Annotated in this window: 15 protein-coding genes and 1 riboswitch; of the genes, 4 read left to right on the top strand and 11 right to left on the bottom strand. The window is 53.3% G+C overall.

What is annotated here, in order from left to right:
• Nucleotides 1-4: 4 nt before the first annotated feature.
• Nucleotides 5-2,401, bottom strand: a complete 2,397-nt coding sequence (locus tag PHN51_01065; GenBank protein MDD2817368.1) for a GNAT family N-acetyltransferase — start codon at nucleotides 2,399-2,401, stop codon at nucleotides 5-7.
• 128 nt (nucleotides 2,402-2,529) lie between these two features.
• Here PHN51_01065 and PHN51_01070 point away from each other — a divergent pair, with 128 nt between their 5' ends.
• Entirely contained in the window at nucleotides 2,530-4,977 is a 2,448-nt protein-coding gene (locus PHN51_01070) for a DNA topoisomerase IV subunit A (GenBank protein MDD2817369.1), read from the top strand.
• Entirely contained in the window at nucleotides 4,974-5,939 is a 966-nt protein-coding gene (locus PHN51_01075; GenBank protein ID MDD2817370.1) for a sucrase ferredoxin, read from the top strand. The genes PHN51_01070 and PHN51_01075 overlap by 4 nt, the downstream gene beginning before the upstream one ends.
• A gap of 9 nt (nucleotides 5,940-5,948) precedes the next feature.
• Here PHN51_01075 and PHN51_01080 read toward each other — a convergent pair whose 3' ends face one another.
• Complete coding sequence (locus tag PHN51_01080) at nucleotides 5,949-7,265, bottom strand: FAD-dependent oxidoreductase (protein MDD2817371.1); 1,317 nt, start codon at nucleotides 7,263-7,265, stop codon at nucleotides 5,949-5,951.
• Between the two features lie 113 nt (nucleotides 7,266-7,378).
• Here PHN51_01080 and PHN51_01085 point away from each other — a divergent pair, with 113 nt between their 5' ends.
• Nucleotides 7,379-7,576, top strand: coding sequence for a 2-hydroxymuconate tautomerase family protein (locus PHN51_01085; GenBank protein ID MDD2817372.1), 198 nt, complete (start codon nucleotides 7,379-7,381; stop codon nucleotides 7,574-7,576).
• A 9-nt stretch (nucleotides 7,577-7,585) separates the two neighbouring features.
• On the opposite strand, the gene PHN51_01090 is transcribed toward PHN51_01085, so the two are convergent.
• Both PHN51_01090 and PHN51_01095 read right to left on the bottom strand, forming a co-directional pair.
• Nucleotides 7,586-8,122, bottom strand: coding sequence for a carbonic anhydrase (locus PHN51_01090; protein MDD2817373.1), 537 nt, complete (start codon nucleotides 8,120-8,122; stop codon nucleotides 7,586-7,588).
• Between the two features lie 17 nt (nucleotides 8,123-8,139).
• Nucleotides 8,140-10,200 carry a DNA topoisomerase IV subunit B gene (locus PHN51_01095; protein ID MDD2817374.1) on the bottom strand — a complete coding sequence of 687 codons (2,061 nt, stop codon included), beginning with the start codon at nucleotides 10,198-10,200 and terminating at the stop codon, nucleotides 8,140-8,142.
• Nucleotides 10,201-10,400: 200 nt separating this feature from the next.
• Between PHN51_01095 and PHN51_01100 the strand changes: the two genes are divergently transcribed.
• Nucleotides 10,401-10,619, top strand: a complete 219-nt coding sequence (locus tag PHN51_01100; protein ID MDD2817375.1) for a hypothetical protein — start codon at nucleotides 10,401-10,403, stop codon at nucleotides 10,617-10,619.
• Between the two features lie 64 nt (nucleotides 10,620-10,683).
• On the opposite strand, the gene PHN51_01105 is transcribed toward PHN51_01100, so the two are convergent.
• The 7 genes from PHN51_01105 to PHN51_01135 all read right to left on the bottom strand — a co-directional run bounded on the left by PHN51_01105 (nucleotide 10,684) and on the right by PHN51_01135 (nucleotide 19,723).
• Nucleotides 10,684-11,985 (bottom strand): ABC transporter substrate-binding protein, encoded by a 1,302-nt coding sequence (locus tag PHN51_01105; GenBank protein MDD2817376.1) that lies wholly within the window; start codon nucleotides 11,983-11,985, stop codon nucleotides 10,684-10,686.
• A 214-nt stretch (nucleotides 11,986-12,199) separates the two neighbouring features.
• Nucleotides 12,200-13,699, bottom strand: a complete 1,500-nt coding sequence (locus tag PHN51_01110) for an RNA polymerase sigma factor (protein ID MDD2817377.1) — start codon at nucleotides 13,697-13,699, stop codon at nucleotides 12,200-12,202.
• A gap of 102 nt (nucleotides 13,700-13,801) precedes the next feature.
• Entirely contained in the window at nucleotides 13,802-14,602 is an 801-nt protein-coding gene (locus PHN51_01115; protein ID MDD2817378.1) for a PKD domain-containing protein, read from the bottom strand.
• A 70-nt stretch (nucleotides 14,603-14,672) separates the two neighbouring features.
• Nucleotides 14,673-15,848 carry a homoserine O-acetyltransferase gene (locus PHN51_01120; protein MDD2817379.1) on the bottom strand — a complete coding sequence of 392 codons (1,176 nt, stop codon included), beginning with the start codon at nucleotides 15,846-15,848 and terminating at the stop codon, nucleotides 14,673-14,675.
• Nucleotides 15,848-17,161: a bifunctional o-acetylhomoserine/o-acetylserine sulfhydrylase gene (locus PHN51_01125; GenBank protein MDD2817380.1), complete on the bottom strand. Its 1,314-nt coding sequence runs from the start codon at nucleotides 17,159-17,161 to the stop codon at nucleotides 15,848-15,850. Before PHN51_01125 ends, PHN51_01120 begins: the two co-directional genes overlap by 1 nt.
• Nucleotides 17,162-17,234: 73 nt before the next feature.
• Nucleotides 17,235-17,342: riboswitch (SAM riboswitch) on the bottom strand.
• A gap of 48 nt (nucleotides 17,343-17,390) precedes the next feature.
• Nucleotides 17,391-18,446: a DUF4192 domain-containing protein gene (locus PHN51_01130; GenBank protein ID MDD2817381.1), complete on the bottom strand. Its 1,056-nt coding sequence runs from the start codon at nucleotides 18,444-18,446 to the stop codon at nucleotides 17,391-17,393.
• Between the two features lie 203 nt (nucleotides 18,447-18,649).
• Entirely contained in the window at nucleotides 18,650-19,723 is a 1,074-nt protein-coding gene (locus PHN51_01135; protein ID MDD2817382.1) for a lysylphosphatidylglycerol synthase transmembrane domain-containing protein, read from the bottom strand.
• Nucleotides 19,724-19,796: the final 73 nt, after the last annotated feature.

A 19,796-nucleotide genomic window follows, 5' to 3' on the forward strand; every position in this document is an offset into this window, starting at 1 on the left:
TGCGTCATCCTGCCATGCGTCGAACACGTGGGTCGAATATCGATGGATTGGGATCCAAGGTCACCGATATAGATGCCGTTCGTTGGTCACCAAGGAAACGAAGATCCGCAATGCTCACTAATGCGATCTCAGGTGCCCATTGGGTTAACCAACTTAACTTGTGCAGCACTTGCGCGTAGTCCTGTGCCAATCGAGCTCCCCCAACCAGCGGGAAGGCACGGACTCCTGCAATGGCATCTTGGGCGTGGGAAGGGTGCATCGGAGCTAATCGATAGACCACATCATCAAGGACCGCAGCCATTGGATCGGCAACACCAAAGCCACACACTGGGCCAAATTGCGGATCAATCACGAGCGTCAACGTGCAGCCTCGACCAATGAGCGCTGAGGCTGGCAAATCATGGAGTTCAATTCCAGCAGCCGCTAAAAGCTCCTGCGCATCCTTGTCGCTGAGGTGCTCAACTGATGCCGCAAGATTGCGCGTGATGACTGCATCAATTCTTTCTTGATCGACATCTTCGGGAGGTTCAGGATCATCAGCTTGAGTCGAGCGCCAATGATCGAAATTCTGTAAGCGAGCAAGTGCCACCATCGCATCTTCAACATCCAAGAAGGTAGGTATTCCATCAATGACTTGGAAGCCATCGACAGATCCCTGCATCACCGCAATGACTGGCTTGGATGCAGCATGCCCTTCTTCCAACAGCATCAAACGAATTGCTTCATCGGGGCTGCCGTGAGTTCCCGGTACATGAATGAGCATCAATGCGCTGACGACCTGCTCACTCAATACCCTGCGAACTGAATCACGGTAAGCCTCTGGATCGTTGGCTGTCGGCATGATGAATGGCCCTGCCGAGATGTCGCATCCGGCACGATGCGCTGCATTACCTGCGAGCACCATGAGCGCTTCACTATTACCTACAATCGCTATGCCGGCATCAGTTGGCAGTGGCTGACTATCGATCACGCCTGCAAGATTGAGCATTTCATCAATGGAGTCCAACACGATTGGCCCAGCACCTTGCAGAATGCTTTCCACCGCATGTTCACTTAAATGTGTGCGTTCGGCACGGTGCCCTGATGGCAAATTCGTTCCCGCTCCGCCAACGCGGACCATAAGCACGGGTTTGCGGGATGCAATGCGTCGCACGAGTCTGACGAATTTGCGTGGATTACCAAAACTTTCTATATACAAAAGAATTGCTCGAGTGCGTGGATCGGATTCCCAGTATTGCAAGAAATCGTTTCCCGAGATGTCAGCACGATTTCCAGCTGAAACGAAGGCACTCACACCCAATCCTCGGCGAGCTAATCGTCCAAGAATCGTGCCTCCGAGAGCGCCGGACTGAGAGAAGAAACCTAAGGCTCCAGGATTTGGCATCATGCTCGCCAACGAGGCATTGAGTTTTATCGTTGGATCAGTGTTGATAAGTCCTAAGGCATTGGGCCCAACGAGCCGTATTCCTCGAGTTCGACAAAAAGTTAAGAGTTCTGATTGTCGGGAGGCTCCGTGTGGCCCCGCATCTCCAAATCCTCGACTCAACACAATGAGTCCAGAAATACCCGCATCAGCTGCATCCTCAACCACACGCATCACCTGTTCGGCCGGCACAGCAACCACGGCTAAATCGACGTGATCTTCAGGATCTAGCGCACGCACACACGGGATTCCAGAAACTGCCATCGCCGTAGGGTGCACCGCGATGATTCGACCGCTAAAACCACCGCTCTGCAAGTTTGCGACAACCTGCCGCCCAACATTGCTCGGATTATCCGATGCGCCGATGACCGCAACGACAGATGGACTCATGAGCAGACTGACGCTACGTGCTTCAGCACGGTGTTCGCGAGCAAGTGACACTGCCCGACTTTGCTCAGTTGAGGCAATGGCAAAACTAATCGCCAAGACATCATCTTCTAAGCGCTGGGTAACGGTGTAGCCAGCTTCTTTAAAGGTATTAATCATTCGGCGATTACTTGGGAGCACTTCTGCAACGAAACGGGTTATTCCGCGATCGCGGCCGGCAGCTGCTAGGTGCTCCAGAAATACAGAACCTAAGCCACGGCCTTGATAGTCATCACGAATATTGAAGGCAATTTCAGCATCGTGATCATTGACCCGGTCGTAGCGACCTACTCCAACAATTTCATCATTCACGAGTGCCACAAACGCAACTCGATCGTGGTAATCCACCTCGGAGAAGTGGGCTAATTCGCGATCAGAAAGCACCGGCTTTGAGGTGAAGAATCGGAAATAGATTGTTTCAGGGGAAAGCTGTCCATGGAAATCTTGCAACAACTCTGCGTCGCTAGGCACGATTGGGCGTAAATGAACCGGGCGTCCATTGGACAAGACCACATCGGCTTCCCATTCGATGGGATACCCCACACCCGCCATGAACCCATTGTGAACCCCCCAAGATGCGGGGCGCTCAGCGCACCTCACACCCGACTCGCCGCCAAGGCAACCCACCTAGCTCACCTGCACCCGATACCGTCGGGCGTCAGCTTCGAAAGGGCATGTTCATGGCACGTCGCACGTCTCGCACCGCTCCACCCCCAGGGGAAGGTCGGATCATTGACGTTGATGTTTCATCGGAAATGCAGGCCTCTTTTTTGGAGTACGCCTACTCCGTTATTTACTCCCGCGCCCTTCCAGATGCTCGCGACGGACTCAAGCCGGTCCAACGCCGAATTTTGTTCCAGATGGGCCAAATGGGCCTTCGTCCCGAACGTGGTCACGTCAAAAGCGCTCGAGTAGTCGGTGAAGTCATGGGTCGCCTTCATCCCCATGGCGACTCGGCGATTTATGACGCACTTGTTCGGATGGCACAACCCTTTTCCCTGCGCCTGCCCATGATCGATGGCCATGGCAACTTTGGCTCACCTGACGATGGCCCTGCAGCGATGCGATACACCGAAGCTCGTCTTGCTACCGCCGCTATGGCCATGACCGCGACTATCGATGAAGACACCGTCGACTTCACGCAGAATTACGACGGCCGCGAGATGGAGCCTGTGGTTCTTCCTGCTGCGCTTCCGAATCTGTTGGTGAATGGTGCCTCAGGCATTGCCGTGGGCATGGCAACGAACTTGGTTCCACATAACTTGGCTGAAGTGATTGGCGCAGCACGCTATTTACTTGATCATCCATCGGCATCACTGGATGACATCATGCGTTTTATCCCTGGCCCTGACCTGCCAGGTGGTGGCGTAATCGTTGGCCTTGATGGCATTCGTGATGCCTACGCAACTGGACGAGGTAGCTTCAAGGTCCGAGCACGCACTCGAATAGAACAGGTGAGTCCTCGCCGTCAAGGCATTGTGGTCACCGAACTTCCCCTGAATATCGGACCAGAGCGCGTCATTGAACGAATGAAGGATCTCGTTCAGTCAAAGAAGCTGCAGGGAATTTCAGATGTCGCAGACCTCACTGACGGCGACTCAGGCCTCAACCTAGTTATTGAAATCAAGAATGGTTTCAACCCTGAGGCAGTACTTGAGCAACTTTTCAAACTGACTCCGATGGAAGACCAAGTCAGTGTCAACGCAGTTGCTCTTGTGGAAGGCCAACCTCGCACTCTTGGCATCATTGAGTTACTTCAAGTTTTCCTTGATCACCGCGTTGACGTCATTCGTCGCCGCAGCTCCTATCGTCGCCGCAAAGCTCAGGATCGTTTACATCTTGTTGAAGGCTTACTCGTAGCGATCGTAGATATCGATGAAATAATTCAACTGATTCGCGAATCTGATGACGCCGCAGCTGCTCGCGATCGACTGATGCAAGTATTCGATTTGAGCCTTGACCAGACAAACTACATCTTGGATATGCCACTTCGTCGGCTCACCAAGTTTTCACGCATTGAATTGGAAACAGAAGCCGAAGAACTCCGCTCAACAATTGCCGAACTTACTCGTATTCTCGAAGATGAAAAAGTATTACGCGGCATCGTTTCTGATGAGCTTCAAGCTGCTTCACAGGAACATGCAACACCACGGCGCACGTTATTGATGGAGTCAGCCTCAGTTCCAGTCACATCAGCAGTGCCGCTCGAAGTGGACGACGAACCGTGTGTAGTGCTGCTGTCGAGCACTGGCTTACTGGCACGCACTGCTCCAATTGCCCCATCCGACATTGATCCAGGTCAGCGAGCACAACACGATGTGATCATCAGTGGCTGTGCTGCCACAACACGAGGTGATATTGGAGTGGTCACCAGTGCTGGCCGAGTTATGCGATTGAGCGTTTTAGAGTTACCAAACATGCCACCAGTGCATGGAACACCTGCACTAAGCGCGGGTGCCCCTGTCAGCGCATTCTTGGATCTGCCAAGTGGAGAGCAGGCGCTTGCCTTGACCACTCTTGATGAGACCGGTGGTCTCCTTCTCGTGACGGCTCAAGGCAAAGTCAAGCGTGTGGTGGCAGATGCGATTGCGAAACCATCATGGGAAGTCATTCGCTTAGACGAAGGCGACACGGTTGTCGGCGCGACTCGTCTTGATGATGAAACTGCTGAACTCCATGATGTTGCGATCGTGACCAGCGATGCACAAGTCTTACGTTTTCCGGCAACCACAATTCGACCTACGGGGCGCGCTGCGGGTGGCATGGCGGGCATCAAGCTTGCTGCTGGCGCCCAGGTAATCGGCGGCTTTAGCGTTGACCGTGGTCGTCCAGCAGTGGTGGTCACAATTGCTGGTTCTTCATCAGCACTACCCGGAACAGATGCTGGAACAGTCAAGGTCAGTGATTTCCAGGATATCCCTGCCAAGGGTCGTGGGACCGGTGGCGTTCGTAGCCATAAGTTCCGTTCCTCAGAAGATGCTCTCTTGCTCGGATGGATCGGCCTAGGACCTGCCCGTGCCGCAAGCGCATCTGGCGTAGCCGTTGATCTTCCGCAAGAGTTAGCCAAGCGAGATGCAACAGGAACACCGGCAACCTTGCCGATCGCAGCCGTTGGAGGCCAGTTGTGAGCCAAGCCTGTTCGGTTCAATCACTCCAGGCCGACGAACCTTTAGCGGGAACTGCGCCAGTAGTGAGTTGCTACATCATCATTGAGCAACCAGGGCCCTGGGGTCGCGAAGCGCTGCTGGATAGCCACCTGCCCCGCGAATTTGGCGAGCAGCTTCTTGCCTTGACTGTAGGAACCCAAGTCAAAATCGTGCTTGCACGTCACCCTGATCGACTAGAACGAGATGCACATGCGGGGCACAATGTATGGATTGCACATACAGCTCCAGGCCATCGCGGTATGCGCCATGGAATCGTCGAGAACCTCAACGCATTGCTTGATTGGGACTTCACTGCGATTGCGGACGGTAATTTGCCACCGATTGGTCATATTCAACGTCGACCTTTGACATTTGTGTGCACCCATGGATCCCGTGATGCGTGTTGTGCAGTTGTTGGCCGCTCGGTATACGACGAACTCTTAGCATCCGTTCCCGAAGACGAGCGCACGTTGGTATGGGAGGTGAGCCACCTTGGTGGTCATCGATTTGCTCCCACCACACTCTCACTGCCAAGTGGTTCAGTTCACGGACGCCTTGATGCGGCTGACACCATTGCCATGCGCGCAGCTGCCAGCAAAGGCGAGGTTTTCCTCAAAGGTTTTCGCGGGCGTGGGTCCGTTCCTGCTCCACTACAGGTTGCCTGCATCGCAGTACGAACCGAATTCAATGTCATCGACGCCGAAGATCTTGATGTCTTGCGCGTAGTCAATGACCGCGCAGTACCAGCACCAACCAGCATTGTATTTCTTGATGATCAGATGGAAGCCGAAGTGCGTCACGCGGATGGTCGCTGCTGGAGAGTTACCGTCCAGCGCGTGCAGCTTCCCGGGGTGCGCGCAGAATCCTGCGAGAAATCCCCAGAATCGATCTTTGCCTGGACAGTGCGTGGCGATGCACAACAAGTGGCCAACTGGCATCGCTGACCTCCAGCGTTAACCCAAGCTGGCAATCTCCACAAGGGTTGCTTCATCGCTGATCGTCATCCGGTCAATGCCAAACTGCGCACCCAAATCTCGCTCTGCTTTATCAATTGCGCGCCAGCCGGAGATGGACACCACTTCCAGACCTCGCTGAGTGATAACGGAATCTATGGAACCAGTGCCGGTGTTCAACAGACCAGCGTGTGCATCAGCCAGCAGGCTTTCAACAGTTGCGACCGCGTCTTTCTTATTTGTTCCAATAATTCCTGACGGACCACGCTTGATCCAGCCTGCGGCATACAACCCGGGTTCGATGCGTCCATCCACATGCACCACTGTGCCGGTCTCGTCATTGAATGCGACTCCAGGTAAACCAGTGCCACGGTAGCCAATACTTCGAACGAGAAATTCCACGGGCAAATCCAAGACTTCCCCGGTACTGGCTAATGATCCTGATGCTGTGAATTGAGTTCGCTCTACTTGCACGACCGAAACCTGATCTGAACCAGCGACCAATATTGGGCGAGTTAAGAAATGCATATGCAGTGTCGGACCATCCGCGTGTGGTCGATCCATCCAGCCACGCACGACATCAACATTGCGTTGATGCACCTTCTCATCTGTAGCCCAAGCTTGTTCATCGGAAAGACCAACAGGGTCAACCAAGACCTGACATTCATCAAGTTCTCCGAGTTCACGCAACTCCTTGGTTGTCCAGGTTGCATGGGCAGGGCCGCGTCGACCCAGGATATGAATATCTGTGAGTTTCATGTCGGCCAACGTGTTACGTACATGCTCAGGAATATCCGTAGCCTGAAGTTCCGCAGGCGTTTTTGCCAAAATGCGCGCAACATCCACAGCAACGTTGCCAAGTCCGACGACAGCTGCATGCTCAATCGTTGGAAGGTAACTTTCGAAGAATTCTCGATTGGCATACGGATGACCGCAGTACCAAGCAACAAAATCAGTAGCGCCCACGCACCCAGGTAATTGTTCACCCGGGATGCCCAGCGCGCGATCTGCTGAAGCTCCGTACGTCAACACCACTGCGTCGTAATGCTCGCGTAATTCATCAACTGAAAGGTCTGTGCCAATGGTGACATTGCCGATGAAACGAATGCCGGGTTGATCCCAAATACGATCCAAAGTTTCACGTACCGAACGAATACTGAAGTGATCTGGGGCTACGCCGTAGCGAACCAACCCAAATGGAATGGGCAGGCGATCGAACACGTCCACAGTTGCCCGATTGCCCTCAAGAAGTTCAGCCGCGCAATACATTCCCGAAGGACCTGACCCCACAACCGCAACGCGAAGTGGTGCACCCATGAATCTCTCCCCTATATGAACAGTTGGCATAACCGTAGCCACTACCCGCGCCTTGAACGCTCATTTGGCCGGTGCGATAGCGTGCCAATCTTCACACGATTGCAGGAGTCAAGATGCCTTTTATTCAGATGACCATGCTCGCTGGACGCTCGGTGGAAACTAAGCGTGAGCTGATCAGCAAACTTAATGCTGCAGCCGCTGAAGTGCTTGGTGGTGATCCCGCTCGAATTCGCATTGCATTGGTAGAAGTCACCGGCGATGACTGGGGAATCGGCGGCGAAACCTTTAACGACATCCAAGCCAAGGGCTAAACCAGCAACTTAAGCGGATACGGGTGTAATTCGCCCGGTATGCACGTCATAAATCGCTCCACCGACGACTAGATCTTTTGGTAGAGCCGGATGCGATCGAATGCGTACGACATCAGTGATGAGGGCGTCTTGTTGATTATCGACAGTACGGAATTCAAAACTACGAGTATTGATGCCGAATTCAGCCTCGATTTTTGAATGAATCTCAGACTCACTCGCGCTCGCCATGCGACAGTCGGTGTGCGGCATCACAAGTACGCGATCGACACCTAACAGGTAGGTAGCCAAGATGAGTGTGCGCATGACGTCGTCAGTGACGCGAGCGCCAGCATTACGAATGATTTTCACATCGCCCGGTTGCATACCCAGCAGGTGAAGGGGGGAAATGCGCGAATCCATACAGGTGATAACCGCCAGGCCCTTGGCAGCCTGTCCAGTTAGCCCAGAATCAGCGAAGGTTTCCACAAACGCTTCATTGCCCGCCAATACATCGGCAAAGGCGGCCGTTGGGAAAGCTGCGAGGTTGTTGGCATCGTAAATCGGCATGACCACAATCTAATGGATTAGGCGTCGATCCGGTCACGATCCAGGGATGCTGCACCTTCAACGATGAATTCCTTACGTGGAGCCACATCGTTGCCCATCAACAAATCAAAGACTTCAATTGCCGCGGTTGCATCGTTCATCGTGATGCGACGCAAAGTGCGATGGGCTGGATCCATGGTGGTTTCACGCAATTGGCTTGCGTCCATTTCGCCCAAGCCCTTGTAGCGCTGAACGGGATCTTTCACCTTCTTGCCCTTCTTTTCTGCATCCGCGAGCACTGCACGCATTTCAGCATCAGAGTAGGTATAGATCACCTCGTTGGCCTTACTGCCAGCGTTGACGATTTCGACCCGGTGCAACGGAGGCACTGCTGCGAAAACGCGACCCGCTTCCAGCATTGGGCGAAGGTATGAGTGAATCAGGGTCAGCAGTAGGCAACGAATATGAGCACCGTCGACATCCGCATCAGACATCAAAATGATCTTGCCGTAGCGGGCCTGTTCAATATCGAAACTACGGCCAGAACCAGCACCGATCACCTGAATGATTGCTGCACATTCTGTGTTCTTCAACATGTCAGAAAGGGATGACTTCTGAACGTTCAGAATCTTGCCGCGAATTGGCAACAGTGCCTGGAAGTCTGAGTTGCGCGCCGTTTTGGCCGTACCAAGAGCACTGTCACCTTCAACGATAAACAGTTCAGAGTGTTCAACCGCATCTGAGCGACAATCGACCAACTTGGCTGGCAATGCCGATGACTCAAGTGCCGTCTTGCGGCGCTGCGTATCGCGGTGGGCACGCGCGGACACTCGCGCACGCATCGCATTCGCGGCCTTCTCTAGCACTGCCTTTGTTGCGGCTTTATCTCCGCGCGGTGGAGTGGCGAACCACTTCGTGAGTTCCTTGGTGACCACATTGCCAACGATGCGAGTGGCTGCAGGTGTACCGAGAATTTCTTTGGTCTGACCTTCGAATTGTGGTTCAGCAAGTCGCACAGCAACAACGGAAGTCAGACCCTCGAACACGTCATCTTTGGTGACGTTATCTTCACCGGCGCGCAAAATCTTTTGCGCACGTAGTTGATCATTGAATACCTTGGTAATTGCACGTTCAAAGCCATTCACATGCGTGCCGCCCTTTGGTGTGGCGATGACGTTCACGAATGAGCGCAGCATTGATTCATAACCTGTGTCCCAACGCATCGCGATGTCCACAACAAGTTCACGTTCAACCTCTTGTGGTGACATGTGACCTTTGTCGTCGATCACTGGCACGGTTTCATGGAAATGACCTTGACCCGCAAGTCGAACAATCGGTGATACAGCCTCGCTGTTACTCAGCGACTCGACATATTCGCCAATGCCACCCTTGTGTTGGAACTGCTCTTCGTAGATGTCCCCCGCATCGCGCAAATCGTGCAGCGCAATCGTTAGGCCTGGAACAAGGAAGGTGGATTGCATCGCACGATCGCGCAGAGCGGTGCGGTCATACGCTGCATCCTTGGTGAAGATTTGAAGATCTGCCCACCAGCGCACTCGAGTACCAGTGCGAGTGCGTGGAGCTTTGCCAAGAATGGTGAGTCCTGATTTCTTCGTGAATGACGCGTCAGGACCCTCACCATCGAAAGAACCGGTAACACCGCGACGGAACGAAACCCCGTGGACCTTGCCAACACGATCAACTTCAACGTCTACTCGAGAAGACAAGGCATTCACAACGGATGCACCTACACCGTGCAGGCCACCGGAAGCTGCGTATGAGCCGCCACCGAATTTGCCACCTGCATGCAGCTTGGTCATCACGACTTCAACACCGCTGAGCTTGGTCTTTGGTTCTACGTCGACAGGAATACCGCGACCGTCATCCTTTACTTCGGCAGAGCCGTCTGGATGCAACGTGATATCGATCGTGGAACAGTGGCCAGCTAGTGCTTCGTCAACCGCATTGTCGACAATCTCCCAGAGGCAATGCATAAGGCCGCGGCCGTCATTGGAGCCGATGTACATGCCCGGGCGTTTACGAACGGCATCGAGGCCTTCGAGGACAGAAAGATCTTTTGCTGAGTAATTCGAGGCCACCGGTCGAACCTACTTGCGTGAGGCTGCTAACCCTTGCAATGGCGCGAATGAACCCTTGTTCACTCGTGAAAAATGGTCACAATTTGGTTTCGCTTTAGGTGAAACACCCCGGCGTGGCATCGCGGGAATAAGTTCGGGGTGTAAGACTGTTATCCACATTGCAAAGGCATCCTGCCGAGCTAAGAGTTGGAGGGTTTGACGTGAACGCCACGATGACTGCACCCGTACTCGCTGCAACCGATCGCTGCGATCGTTGCAATGCTCAGGCCTACGTTCGCGTAGTGCTTCCTGGCGGCTTGGATTTGTTATTTTGCAGCCACCACTGGAACAGCAACGAGGATGCCCTGCGTCCCCAGGCTGTTGAGGTAGTTGATGAGACTCACCGCTTGCTGACACCAATTACTTCAAGCCCTGAGTAAAGGTACCCAAGACAACAACAGGCCCCGGATTTTTCCGGGGCCTGTTGCATTGGGCATTGGCTTATTAGCTCAGAATTACCTGCCCTGTTTTTGTATCGATGTACTTGGCGCCGCAGGTTGGCTTTGGATCCGCAACCAATTCGGTGCCCTTGGCGATCATGAACCAACCACACACCGCAGGATTGCCATTAGGCATGATTCCAGGTGCCTTGAAATTGATCTTTTCGGGAATCAATCCATTTGCATCCCATGCCGGAGTGTTACGTAATCCATTGATGAACGAGGCGCGCGTTGGGCATTTGCCTGCTTTTTTCACACCAGTAATCAATAGGTCAGCACCTGCGTATCCCTGTGGAGCTGCCGAGTTGTAAGGGTTAAGCCCAGCTGCTTTCATCGCATTGGTAAAGGTGCGAACGGATGGTCGAGGAACACCAATGGGAACGGTGCCGTAGTTGGTGCCAAGCGCACCGTCGAGAGCCCCATTAGCCGCCTTAAGAGATGCAGGATCTGACAGACCAACGATGCTCACACCCTTGAGCGAAACGCCTTGTTGTTTTAAGGCTTGCATGATCGAAATGGCACCATCAATGAAGCCAACGATGACGGCCCCATCAGCTCCAGAACTTTTGATGCGCAGCGCTGTTGATGTTGCATCATGTGTGCCCTGTGGCTCATCAGCGATTCGCAACACTTGTGAGAGCCCGCCTACTAGAGGAATCAATCCTGCAGTGGCATTACCCGATGCCGATGCACCAGTACTGATGTGGTTAATGTTCGCGATCTTCGTGACACCCATCTGCTTGAGTTTTTCCAAGGTGCCAGTACTGGCAATCGCGGGGTTGGATGAAACCGTGGCACCGGTAGTACCAAAAGCATTGCGGTCAGTACCGAAGGCTGGATTGCTAAAACCAGTGACCGGAATACCCTGATCCTTCAAGGTTGCATACATCGCCGTTTGACTGGTTTGCGCCGTCAAGGCAAACACGTTGTCTTGCGACAAGGCTTTTTGCACGGCCGAGATTTGATCTGAAGCTGAGGCTTTGTCGTCATAAATATTGAGCACTAATTTGCGCCCATTCACGCCACCCTTTGCGTTTTCCTGGTCGATTCGCAACTTCGCTGCTTCAGCAGAACCTGTGTAGTTCGCTGCGGCCGGACCGGTTTTGGGTCCAATCCACCCCAGATTGATCGTGGTTGGTGTGACACCTGGAGTGGCAGGGCATGACGAGTTATTTAACGCCGGAGACGCTTTGGGTGGTGGTTTCGGCGCGGCTATCGCACCATTGGCCATCAGCCCAACGAGTAGAGAAGTCGTAGCAACCGTCGCTAAGGCGATGGAGCGGCGATGCTGTTGATGTGAACGCATGCAAACCTCCTGAAAGTGTCACGAGCATCGGGATTTCGAAGCCCGCAAGGCAGGAGTACTCCTAGATGTGATCCAGCACACAGTCTTGTCCGGACACCGTTATCAATTCGTTATAAACAAAAAGGGACAACAGCAACAATGCGGAAGTTCCCCCCAACGAAAAATGAACGGCCCCAGATATATCCGGGGCCGTTCACGAGATCTGCAATTGACGCTAGTCGAGGTAGTCGCGCAATACCTGCGAACGCGATGGGTGACGCAGCTTCGACATCGTCTTACTCTCTATTTGTCGAATGCGCTCCCGGGTGACCCCATAGACCTTGCCAATTTCATCGAGAGTCTTTGGCTGACCATCGGTCAATCCAAAGCGCATGCGGACCACGCCTGCTTCCCTATCGGACAACGTGTCCAGTACAGACTCAAGCTGTTCTTGGAGCAACGTGAATGAAACAGCATCTGAAGGAACGATTGCTTCAGAGTCTTCAATGAGGTCACCGAATTCGCTGTCACCTTCTTCGCCGAGTGGCGTGTGCAAGGAAATTGGCTCGCGGCCGTACTTTTGAACTTCCACAACCTTTTCTGGGGTCATGTCCAATTCTTTAGCAAGCTCTTCTGGGGTCGGTTCGCGACCAAGATCCTGAAGCATCTGACGCTGCACACGTGCCAGCTTGTTAATGACTTCAACCATATGCACCGGAATACGAATGGTGCGGGCTTGGTCTGCCATCGCGCGCGTGATTGCCTGACGAATCCACCAGGTTGCGTAGGTCGAGAACTTGTAACCCTTGGTGTAGTCGAACTTCTCAACTGCACGAATCAAGCCCAAGTTGCCTTCTTGAATCAAGTCGAGGAACAACATGCCACGGCCGGTGTAACGCTTAGCCAGGGAAACGACCAGACGCAGGTTGGCCTCGAGCAAATGGTTCTTAGCGCGACGGCCGTCTTCAGCAATCCAGCGCATATCGCCTTCAAGCTTCTTATCCATCTTCTTGGTTTCAGCAAGCTTTTCTTCAGCAAACAATCCAGCTTCGATGCGCTTGGCGAGCTCAACTTCCATCTCAGCGTTGAGCAACGGCACCTTGCCGATTTGCTTGAGGTAATCCTTGACCGGGTCAGCGGTTGCACCAGCAACGGTGACGGTCTGGACTGGTTCATCAGTGTCGTCAACATCGGAGATGACGAAGCCTTTTTCTTCACCTTCGGCAGGCTTGTCTGCTTCTTTTTCACCATCGGCGTCGTCAGCAACTTCAGCGATGTCTTCTGCAATTTCTGCTTCGAGTTCAACTTCGAGCTCAGCGACAACCACGAGATCTTCAGCATCGACATCTTCTGCGTTGACATCGACTAGGCCTGCTTCAGTAATGACAACTTCGGCTAGTTCTTCTTCGTCAATGTCAACCGCTTTGGCACCTTTTTTCGCTGGAGCTGCCTTGATGGGCGCTTCCTTTTTCGCGGCGGCCTTCTTCGCTACTGGTTCAGGCTTAGTGGCAACCTTTTTTGCAACGGGTGCAGCAGCCTTCTTCGCCGGAGCGACAGCCTTCTTTGCAACAGGTGCCGCGGCCTTTTTCGCCGCAGGCTTTGCAGCAGCCTTGACCGCTACTTTGGCAGGAGCTGCTTTCTTGGCAGCAGGCGCAGCCTTCTTTGCAGGAGCGGCAGCCTTCTTTGCAGCAGGCGCGGCTTTCTTTGCTGTGGTCTTTTTTGTTGCGGTCGCCATGTGAGTCTGTAGCGCCTTTCTTCAACCGAGGTCCACGACAAGAGCCCGTGTCAAGCCTTTGCAGACTTGTACGGGCCGTGGTGAGTCGATTGTGCCATACGCCTATTGGCCAGGAGTCAGCACGGCCCGACCCTGGCCAACTGTGACATTGGCGTGGCTTTCTTGGGTGATCTGCCCATCAACGACAAAGGGGCCTTGTCCGTTGACCGTGTAGGTCGCAGACCACGCCGTTGTGAGGGTCACAGGGAACGTACCGCTATGGCGGTACCTGTGGCTGACCGCTTGCTGGGGGTAGCGACTTCCCGCTATCGAAGTCGCTAACTGACCTCCATCACCGAATTCCCAAGTCCACGTGGCTCGAGGAATCAACGTGACCGAAGCCGATCCGAGCCCGTGAGTGGACGCACCAGCATCTTGAGGCTGACCTGAGTCAAAGAGCACCGGTACATGCGGCAATAGCCCGGCCGGTGGCTGCCAGGTGATGTGAGCAGCGGGTACCGAGCGTTCAAAAGCCGCTTGGAGCTTGGCATCACCTGGATCAACAGCAAGGGTGTTGCCCCCCACACAGGTCAGCCCTCGGTCTTCCCAGGTCACGCCATCATCTTGTGAGAACCATTGCCTTCGCTGCTCTTGCCCTGGTGGGCAACCATCCGTGACTGTGCCGCAGCCAATGTCGTTGTACTGCGAGGAACATGGATCGCCCAACATCCATAGGCAATTGGCACATGCGTGGGTGTTATTGGACTGAGAAGAACCTGAGTGCTGTTCTTTTTGACTACTTGATCCAACAAATTGATCCGTAGCGTCATTACTTTCCACCTCAACGGCCACAGCGTGAGGTGAATAAGGAACTGCGACCCCCAAGGCCAAAAGGAGCAACACAAAGATTCTTGATCGACGCATGCGATCACCGTAAAAAAAATGAAGTGAAATATCTAGGCGAAATTTCGCAACTGTGGATAACTCGCCATTGCTAGTGAATGCGATCGAGCGCAATCTTGACGAAGACTGCTACCTGTTCATCCTCGACAAGGAAACCGTCATGGCCAACAAGCGACTCAACTACATAAAGATGCTCTGCTCCTGGAGCATGATCCACGATGCGCTGTTGCTGGTGCACGGGGAAAAGTCGATCTGAATTAATACCCACGACCGTAAGCGGCGCAGTGATCTGCGCGAGTGCAGCCTCTACTCCCCCGCGATTACGACCAAGATCAAACAAACTCATTGCATTAGTTAATGCAATATATGTATTGGCATCGAACCGTCTCGCGAGCTTGTCGGCATGATGTTCAAGGTACGACTCCAGCGCAAAACGCCCAGAGCGCTTGCCCTGGCTCCAGGCGTATGGATCTTCACCTAGTTGATGATCTCGACCAAAGCGTTCAGCGAGTTCCACTTCACTTCGATAGGTCAGGTGTGCAAATTGACGAGCAACACCCATGCCACGGTGCGGACCTTGACCATCAGGTTGCTCGTAGTAATCGCCATTCAAGAAATATGGATCTGCATATATCGCAGCAAGTTGTGCAGCATGGGTGCCAATTTCATCTGCGCTGACGGCTGCAGTGGTGCCAAGCACCATGCCGCTAGCAATGCGATCGGGATAACGAAGCATCCAATCTAAGACGCGCATTCCGCCCAGAGAGGGACCCAGCATGAGTGCCCAACGGTTGATGTCAATGGCGTCGGTGAAACGACGTTCAACTTCGACCATGTCTTCGATCGTGACCGTTGGGAAACGACCACCCCACGGTTTGCCATCAGGTGCAAGTGAAGCTGGCCCGGTCGTACCTTGGCAACCACCAAGGATGTTGGCGCAGACAACAAACCACTCATCTGTGTCGATTGCCTTGCCAGCACCAACGAGCGCATCCCACCAACCGCCAGTCTTATGACCGATGCCCGCTGTGCCTGCAACATGCGAATCACCCGTGAGTGCATGAGCGATGTACACCGCATTGGAACCATCTGCATTCAACGTGCCCCAAGTTTCATAGGCGACGCTCACATTGGCAAAGGTGAAACCAGACTCGGTCGTGAATTCACCAATGTCGATAAAGCGGCGATCGCCTACAGGATCCCCTTCCCGCCAAGCAGCGCTGGCAGGAGGAAGACCCTCGTAGGCGATCGGTCCGTAATTCATCATTAGGCCTTTGCTGCAGCAAATCCCAATTCGAGGTCAGCCAAGATGTCATTGATGTCTTCGATACCAACAGCCAGACGAATGAACCCTGGAGTGACACCAGAAGTGAGTTGTTCTTCAGGTGTGAGTTGTGAATGCGTGGTAGACGCTGGGTGAATGACCAAACTGCGCACATCACCGATGTTGGCGACATGGCTATGCAGTACGAGACCTTCAACGAACTTCACGCCGGACTCCAGGCCGCCTTCAATTTCGAAGCCGAGGACGCCACCGTTGCCCTTAGGCGCGTACTTCTTGCCGAGCGCGTACCAAGGGCTACTTTCCAAACCTGAGTAGGAAACGCTCTTGACCTGTGGGTGCTTCTCAAGGAACTTGGCAACAGCAAGGGCGTTGTCGCAATGACGCTGTACGCGCAGTGACAGTGTTTCAATGCCCTGCGAGATCAAGAACGCATTGAAAGGTGAAACCGCAGCGCCAAGGTCACGGAGCAACTGCACACGAGCCTTGAGAATGAATGCAAGGTTTACGCCGAAGATGCCGCCAACGCCGAGGTCACGCGCGTAGACCAAGCCGTGGTAACTCGGATCTGGCTGGTTGTAGTTAGGGAAACGCTCTGGGTACTTGGCGTAGTCAAAGGAACCACCATCAATGATCGCTCCAGCAACCGAGGTTCCATGTCCACCGAGATATTTTGTTGCTGAATGAACCACGTAGTCAGCTCCATGCTTCAACGGTTGAATCAAATACGGGGTCGCAACAGTGTTGTCGATGATCAACGGAACGCCATAGTCATGTGCAACCTTGGCAACCGCATCAATGTCGAGTACATCGTTCTTTGGGTTGGCGATGGACTCTGCATAGAAGGCCTTGGTGTTCGGCTGAATTGCCGCCTTCCATGATTCAGGGTCATCAGGGTTGTCAACAAAAGTGACGGTAATGCCCAACTTTGGCAAGGTGTAGTGGAACAAGTTGTATGTGCCGCCGTACAGCGATGGACTGGAAACAATGTGATCGCCGGCTTCTGCAATATTCAAAATTGCAAAGGTTTCTGCTGCTTGGCCTGAAGCCACGAGCAAGCCGCCTACGCCACCTTCAAGTGCTGTGATGCGTTCTTCCACCACTGCGGTGGTTGGGTTCATCAAACGGGTGTAGATGTTGCCCAGTTCTTTGAGCGCAAACAGATTTGAAGCATGCGTGGTGTCATTGAAGACATAGGACGTTGTTTGATAGATCGGCAAAGCGCGTGCGTTCGTGCTTGCGTCGGGTGACTGACCCGCGTGAATCTGAAGGGTGTCAAAGGACCAGTTCTGGCTCATGTCGTGCCTTTCGTGTAATAGAACTTTGAGTTTTTGGGTACGGAAATAGCAGCCGTGCAGGTGGGGTGTGTAAAACCCGCGCTTGCCCTGACGTGCAGGGCCTGGTCCTCACCCGGAGCACCCCACCGCGGTGGAGGGTTGCCGCTCAACTAGCCGGGGCTTAGTGCTGAGACTCTTGACCTCTTTGGAAAATATACATACTGCAATTCAGATTTACTACCCGAGGGGCCTATTTATTGCCTACGGGAGTGCCACCTGTGCGAACGGCTTCAAAACTCAGGCTGCTCATCATCTCCAGCCAACGAGACGGTGGCACCGCATTCGTCAAAGCCATGGCCAATAAGCGACCTAACTCGTAATCAGGATCATCTTCCAATGCAAGTGTTAACGAAATATTTGCTCGCGCACCATCGCCCATCATCCACGCGTAAATCGCGGAAACAGTCGCAACGGGTGCGCGCTTGCCTAAAGGAACACACCTCACGAGCTCACGTAAACGTGCAGCCATGGTTCCATCAATTGGTTCAGAACTGAGTTTCCATAAAACACAATCGCGAATACACACATCAGTCAGTGCGCGAGCCGTCATCGCTATCACTTCGTTGGGTAAATCATCCTGACCAAGATTCCTCCACACGACATCGATCAAATAATCACGCTGTTGTTCATCACCTAGCGCTATTCCCAACCGTGCGTTGCTCGACAAAATCTCAAGGACTGTTGTCTGCCTGTCGGAGTTTGGAAGCACTTCGGCTTCAAGGTCGGCTCGTTGAGGTACCTGGATGCATCCAGATGCTGCAAAATCTTGACAGACCTCGGCTTCAATGGCTGGGTCCAGAACTTGCCAATCATCTTGGAATGCCGCCTGACCAAAATCAAAGGCGCACCACTGATCTTCTATAACCAACCATGCACCCATTGGATAGATGTCTCGATCAATCACACTGCGACATAGGCCTGCAACCAATGAGTCACACCAGCCGGAATGCTCAGGTGGTGAATCTAGGAAGACTGTGATCACTACTTGGTCTGCGACGATGTTGCGAACGGCGCTCGCCACTTCATCAGCCCAAGAATGCAGATCATCTGGTGACGCATTTACGTTGGTGCCTACATCCCCGCTGGCAATCACATCTACTCGTTGCGTCAGCTGCACTTTTCCGTGACTCAACCACATGAGCACAACACTGTTGGTGGGATGAAAGCCCAAAAGAAAAGGAATTGATGCGATCAAGTGATCGGAAGTATGGAGAACAGGAACACGAGTTTTCATTGATGTTGTCATCACCGCACTCAACGATGAAATATCGAGAAGCGCTACAAGTCAATGCGCAACTGTGGATGGAAACCACGAAAATCAACGACTGTGGAAAAACACCAAACGGCGAACAAAAAAGTGCCCGGCCGTCGAAGGCTTCCCCTCCCGCGACGACCGAGCAGTGCAAACATTAGGGGGCGCTTAGGCGCCCTCTCACAGCGACACGCCGCTTATGCGGCTGGTGCTGATGTGGTAGCAAATTTTTGGCCAGCTTTCTTCGTCCAAGCTACTAACGCGATGATGCCAATTGCCATCTGCGGAACGTAAGAAGTGAAACGCCAAACTAAATCAGCAGTGCCTGCCAACGTGCTATCCACGCCGAAGGCTGTCAACAGCGAAATCATGACAGCGTCAACTGTGCCTAGACCTCCGGGCGTTATCGGGATCATCATTCCAATTTGACTGATTGCAAATGCCGCAAAAACGAGTAAGAAAGAAGTACCCGGATTTTCCCAACCCTGAAGACCTCGCAGCGCGACGTAGAGGATGAGAAATTGCGTGAATGAAACTGCAATCTGGGCAACTGTCAAAGCAGCCCAGCGACGCTTCAATACGTCATACATATTGGACCTGAATGAAACGAGTGGGCTCACTAAATCGAGATCCTTTAACTTCTTGATTCGACCTCTGAAAGGCTTGAGAATCGCGTTTCCCGCACCCCCAATCCATCGGGCGGCCTTCTCGGAACGCATGAGCAAGGTGAACCCAACTAGGACAGCAATAAGGACAACGAGGCCCACGACCGCGTACCAGATGTAATCCGACCCGTTTTCTCCGCCAATCACGAGAGCCACAACACCCAAAATTGGGAATCCCAGCGAAATGAACGAACTCCAGATGCCTACTGCGGTAATCGCGGATGTTGCAGCGGCGGGAGGAACGTTGTACGTCGACAACATGCCGTACTGAAAGGCTAAGCCAACTGCTCCGCCGCCAGGAATTCCATTACTGATGGCAAACGCGGCCTGGTTGATCTGCTCTGAAGGCCAGAACTTCAAACCTGGGGTGGCGGCTTTAAATGGGAATCCATATGTGATCAGGTAAATAACAACGAAGATGCCGACAACTATCAAAGGTCCCCACCCCATTTTCCGCAGTGAGTCCGCAACGCCCGCATAACCCTCATCCCCCATAATTTGGGGAATCACTCGGACGAAGATGATCACGATGAAAATGAGACCGATCAGACCCAGGATCAGGGACTTCTTCTTATCTATTTGCGCACTGGGCGCTGGTGTCGACATGCAGGCAAGACTCCCACAGAAATCGGCAAATGGGGGTCAATGTCAGGCCCCAAAATCCCATTGGGCAGGATGC

This window comes from Candidatus Nanopelagicales bacterium (genome assembly GCA_028687755.1).
Lineage (GTDB): Bacteria > Actinomycetota > Actinomycetes > S36-B12 > S36-B12 > UBA11398.

Bases quoted from the DNA above. Each gene is read 5' to 3' on its own strand.
- PHN51_01080 (MDD2817371.1), bottom strand. From the start codon at position 7,265: ATGGGTGCACCACTTCGCGTTGCGGTTGTGGGGTCAGGTCCTTCGGGA.
- PHN51_01125 (MDD2817380.1), bottom strand. From the start codon at position 17,161: ATGAGCCAGAACTGGTCCTTTGACACCCTTCAGATTCACGCGGGTCAG.
- PHN51_01090 (MDD2817373.1), bottom strand. From the start codon at position 8,122: ATGCCGATTTACGATGCCAACAACCTCGCAGCTTTCCCAACGGCCGCC.
- PHN51_01110 (MDD2817377.1), bottom strand. From the start codon at position 13,699: ATGGCGACCGCAACAAAAAAGACCACAGCAAAGAAAGCCGCGCCTGCT.
- PHN51_01065 (MDD2817368.1), bottom strand. From the start codon at position 2,401: ATGGCGGGTGTGGGGTATCCCATCGAATGGGAAGCCGATGTGGTCTTG.
- PHN51_01135 (MDD2817382.1), bottom strand. From the start codon at position 19,723: ATGTCGACACCAGCGCCCAGTGCGCAAATAGATAAGAAGAAGTCCCTG.
- PHN51_01115 (MDD2817378.1), bottom strand. From the start codon at position 14,602: ATGCGTCGATCAAGAATCTTTGTGTTGCTCCTTTTGGCCTTGGGGGTC.
- PHN51_01120 (MDD2817379.1), bottom strand. From the start codon at position 15,848: ATGATGAATTACGGACCGATCGCCTACGAGGGTCTTCCTCCTGCCAGC.
- PHN51_01130 (MDD2817381.1), bottom strand. From the start codon at position 18,446: ATGACAACATCAATGAAAACTCGTGTTCCTGTTCTCCATACTTCCGAT.
- PHN51_01070 (MDD2817369.1), top strand. From the start codon at position 2,530: ATGGCACGTCGCACGTCTCGCACCGCTCCACCCCCAGGGGAAGGTCGG.
- PHN51_01105 (MDD2817376.1), bottom strand. From the start codon at position 11,985: ATGCGTTCACATCAACAGCATCGCCGCTCCATCGCCTTAGCGACGGTT.
- PHN51_01085 (MDD2817372.1), top strand. From the start codon at position 7,379: ATGCCTTTTATTCAGATGACCATGCTCGCTGGACGCTCGGTGGAAACT.